General features: G+C 36.7%; 3 protein-coding genes and 2 pseudogenes. 3 read left to right on the top strand and 2 right to left on the bottom strand.

Features of this window, described 5'->3' with window-relative positions:
- The first annotated feature begins 128 nt into the window (after nucleotides 1-128).
- Together AACL61_RS06425 and AACL61_RS06420 are read left to right on the top strand one after the other, a co-directional pair.
- A complete protein-coding gene (locus AACL61_RS06425; RefSeq protein ID WP_339111143.1) occupies nucleotides 129-497 on the top strand; it encodes a LytTR family DNA-binding domain-containing protein in 369 nt (122 codons plus the stop codon).
- A complete protein-coding gene (locus AACL61_RS06420) occupies nucleotides 494-940 on the top strand; it encodes a DUF3021 domain-containing protein (protein ID WP_339111142.1) in 447 nt (148 codons plus the stop codon). Before AACL61_RS06425 ends, AACL61_RS06420 begins: the two co-directional genes overlap by 4 nt.
- A 6-nt stretch (nucleotides 941-946) precedes the next feature.
- On the opposite strand, the gene AACL61_RS06415 is transcribed toward AACL61_RS06420, so the two are convergent.
- The gene (locus AACL61_RS06415) at nucleotides 947-1,870 is read right to left on the bottom strand and encodes a peptidoglycan recognition protein family protein (RefSeq protein ID WP_102816280.1); all 924 of its coding nucleotides are present in this window, start codon (nucleotides 1,868-1,870) and stop codon (nucleotides 947-949) included.
- A gap of 250 nt (nucleotides 1,871-2,120) precedes the next feature.
- Here AACL61_RS06415 and AACL61_RS06410 point away from each other — a divergent pair.
- A pseudogene (locus tag AACL61_RS06410) lies at nucleotides 2,121-2,522 on the top strand (LLM class flavin-dependent oxidoreductase); the annotation flags it as partial.
- A 176-nt stretch (nucleotides 2,523-2,698) separates the two neighbouring features.
- Here AACL61_RS06410 and AACL61_RS06405 read toward each other — a convergent pair.
- Nucleotides 2,699-3,145, bottom strand: a pseudogene (locus tag AACL61_RS06405) (RNA-guided endonuclease TnpB family protein); the annotation flags it as partial.
- Nucleotides 3,146-3,241: the final 96 nt, after the last annotated feature.

Genomic DNA, 3,241 nt, shown 5'->3' with positions numbered 1-3,241 from the left:
ACATAAAAACCGGATGATGAATTGTTCAAAAAATTCATCATCCGGTTTTTATTTTGGACTAGGAGTTTTTTCCCAGCCTCATCGACCCTAATATTGAAGAGGAACACTTCGATTTATTTGTCCGTGAAATGAATCCCCAAATTAATAACCTCTTAAAAAGTTTTACAAGTACCGAACCAGTATTATGGTGTTATGACGCCGATCAAATCATCCCCATTAAATTCCTTGATATCTTTGAACTAACTGTCGCTAAGACTGGTACTAAAATTTCAACAAAAGATCATACCTACTTTTATCGTGAACGGTTATCTCACTTCAAAAGCAATCTTCCGAATGATTTTATTGAAGCATCTGTCAGCACTATTTTTAATTATCATTACCTTGATCGCCTTGAGTTATTAGATAATGGTTTGATAGATGCAATTTTAACAAATGGTAGCCATATTCAGATTTCGCGACGAAAAATCAAAAATTTGAAAGCGAGGTTAGGACTATGAAAAAATATGTCAAATATTCGATTGGTTTCTCAGGAATTGGTGTTCTAATTGGCTTAGCAATCTCTTTAGTTTTCAACTATCTTAACGGCAGTACCACTTACTACCCATCATCCCCTAATTTTGTTAACCAATTCGCCCGTCCCCTTAACAGCGTAACTGTTTCTGTTGTTTTATGGATGCTAATTGGCTGTGTTTTTGGGTTTGGCAGTTTAATTTTTGAACTTAAAAATTGGTCACTGCTAAAGAAAACGATCATTAATTTCTGCGCTTACTATGCTGGCTTTGCGCCATTAGCAATCCTATGCGGTTGGTTCCCGCTGACTTGGCTTAATTTTGCTATTTTCACGCTTATCTTTATTGTAATTTATGCCATCATTTGGAGCCTTAATTGGTATTCGATAAAAAAAGAGATTCGCTCAATTAATCAGCAAATCAAAAAGTAATTTCCTTCACATTTGATTGTAATAAGCCTGGACCAATTCAACAAAGTTATTAATGTTATAAGTTGTTCCAAATAGCTTACGAGCCGCTGTCGACCAATAAGAAATCGGGTCTTCGTGATCAGTCCCACCAAGATAGTTTGAAATCATTGCATGGGTCCAAACAGTTCCCCCACCATCTTTGGTTCCCTTCGTCACAGGCAAATTATTCTGTTTTAAGATATAGGCTGTATAATAAGCAGCGTTGCCAAGCTGGTTCGCAAAAGATGCTGCGGTATATTCATGAGGCATTTCAAACTGGACAAAGTATGGATTAGCATATGGTCCTGCTCCTTCTGCCATATATTTTGTATCCGCAATATTAATAATTTGTTGATTATCAATAAATGTATGAACAAACACTCTAGTTGAACTATAATTTTGCTTCATGTAAGATACTTCACTACTAATCGTTGAATTTTCATTCCCAGTATCGTGAATTACGACCCCACGAGGATTTCCAGATGAAGTACTGTACCCGCGTTGTTCAAATATACTTAAAATTTGTTTAGTAATTTTAGCGTGTGGAAGACCAGATTGAGTAAGATAACTATTGATTTCGTTGTTCATTTTCAGCTCAATATCGGTGGCCCGAACAAAATAATTTTTTCCATTATAGTTAATCTGTGCGTAAGTATCATCGTTATCATTAGAAGGCAGATAGTAGCGATTGACCTTAACTAAGGCTTGATCAGGCAGGTTGACGCGTTGAATTGCTGAAAGTGAATTATATATTCTTGCGCTACTGCTTAACGTAGCCGTTTCACTAACAGCATATGAATTACTAACCTCCCGCGTATGATGAGAATAAAACCAACTCCCACCGATTATTGCCGCGACGATTATAATAAGTGATAGATATATTAAATTTTGTTTTTTCTTTCTCTTTGCCATACTAGTTATTGTAACGAATAAATTTGAATTTTGTAGGAAAAAACTAATTATTTATAAGTAAAGTTAAAAATCCCTTGCCGTCATCAATACTGAAAGCAAGGGATCATTTTTTATTTACCATCCATTAAGCAGCACCACTACAAACATGCCATTTACGTGATTAACACCCATACACGTGATATTGTTAAATAAAAATATTTATGATATTATATACTTACAAAAAATAAGTAATAGGAAGGAGCAACTAATTATGAATGTCGAATTAGGAATCTCAACATTTGGTGAAACGACCCCACTCGAAAAAACAGGTAAGGCAATTAGCCATGATGAACGGATTAGAAATCTTATTGAAGAAGTAGAATTGGCCGACCAAGTAGGAATTGATGCATATGCTATCGGTGAACACCACCGCAAAGACTTTACAGTTTCGGCACCTGAAATCATTATAGCGATGGCGGCCGCAAAAACAAAACAAATTCATCTTTCAAGCGCCACTACTAATTTACCAACGATTGATCCAATTCGGGTTTTTGAGCAATATGCCACAATTGATGCAATGGCTCCTGGAAGAATTGAAATTATGGCTGGCCGCGGATCATTTACTGAAGCATTTGATTTATTTGGTTATGATCTTGATAATTATGATGAACTATGTCAACCACCACTGACTAAAATTAGTGGCTTGTGAGCTGAAAATCCTCGTGGATTTCAGACCACAATTTGCGTAGATAGGGACAACTTGCTTGACCAGCCGAGGCTGTAATCAAGTAGTGGTCGTCTAATTACCAACGCCTTTTATGTCCCCAGGTTGCCATAGGGACAGATAAGCTAGGCTAGTTTAGCTATTCCCTTATCAAGAATATTTTTAGCTGCGTTCCAGTCACGAATATGGTGAGTACCACAGTTAGGACAAGTCCATTTGCGGTCAGCTAACGTTAGTTTGTCCGTGCCATTAGTACCCATCACAAAGCCACAATTGTGACATGTTTGGGTAGTATTTCTTGGACTGATTGTGATAAATTGCCGACCATACAGATCTGCTTTATATGCTAACATGCCAAGAAAGGAACGCCAGCCAACGTCAGAGATACTAAGCGCTAAAGCATGATTTTTGAGCATATTCTTACTACGCAACTCCTCAGCTACTACTAAATCGTGGTTCTTGATTAGTTCAGTAGAGATTTGTTGAAGAAAATTATGTCTTTGGTTCATTACTTTGGCATGAAGCTTAGCAACTAACAAGCGTTGCTTTTGGTAATTTTTACTGTCTCGTAAGGGGCTGGGAATTAACTATTAATTCTTGGTTCTCTAACAGTAAAATCCGGACTATGATTTTTGATCGATCAAAAATCGTAGTCCGGATTTTAAATT

The organism is Limosilactobacillus reuteri subsp. porcinus, from assembly GCF_036621895.1.
Taxonomy (GTDB): domain Bacteria; phylum Bacillota; class Bacilli; order Lactobacillales; family Lactobacillaceae; genus Limosilactobacillus; species Limosilactobacillus reuteri_J.
The sequence above is the reverse complement of the archived record's forward strand: the minus strand, read 5'-3'. Positions and strand labels throughout refer to the sequence as shown.

Excerpts from the sequence above, each read along its gene's own strand:
- AACL61_RS06425 (WP_339111143.1), top strand. The coding sequence starts at position 129 with ATGAATCCCCAAATTAATAACCTCTTAAAAAGTTTTACAAGTACCGAA.
- AACL61_RS06420 (WP_339111142.1), top strand. The coding sequence starts at position 494 with ATGAAAAAATATGTCAAATATTCGATTGGTTTCTCAGGAATTGGTGTT.
- AACL61_RS06415 (WP_102816280.1), bottom strand. The coding sequence starts at position 1,870 with ATGGCAAAGAGAAAGAAAAAACAAAATTTAATATATCTATCACTTATT.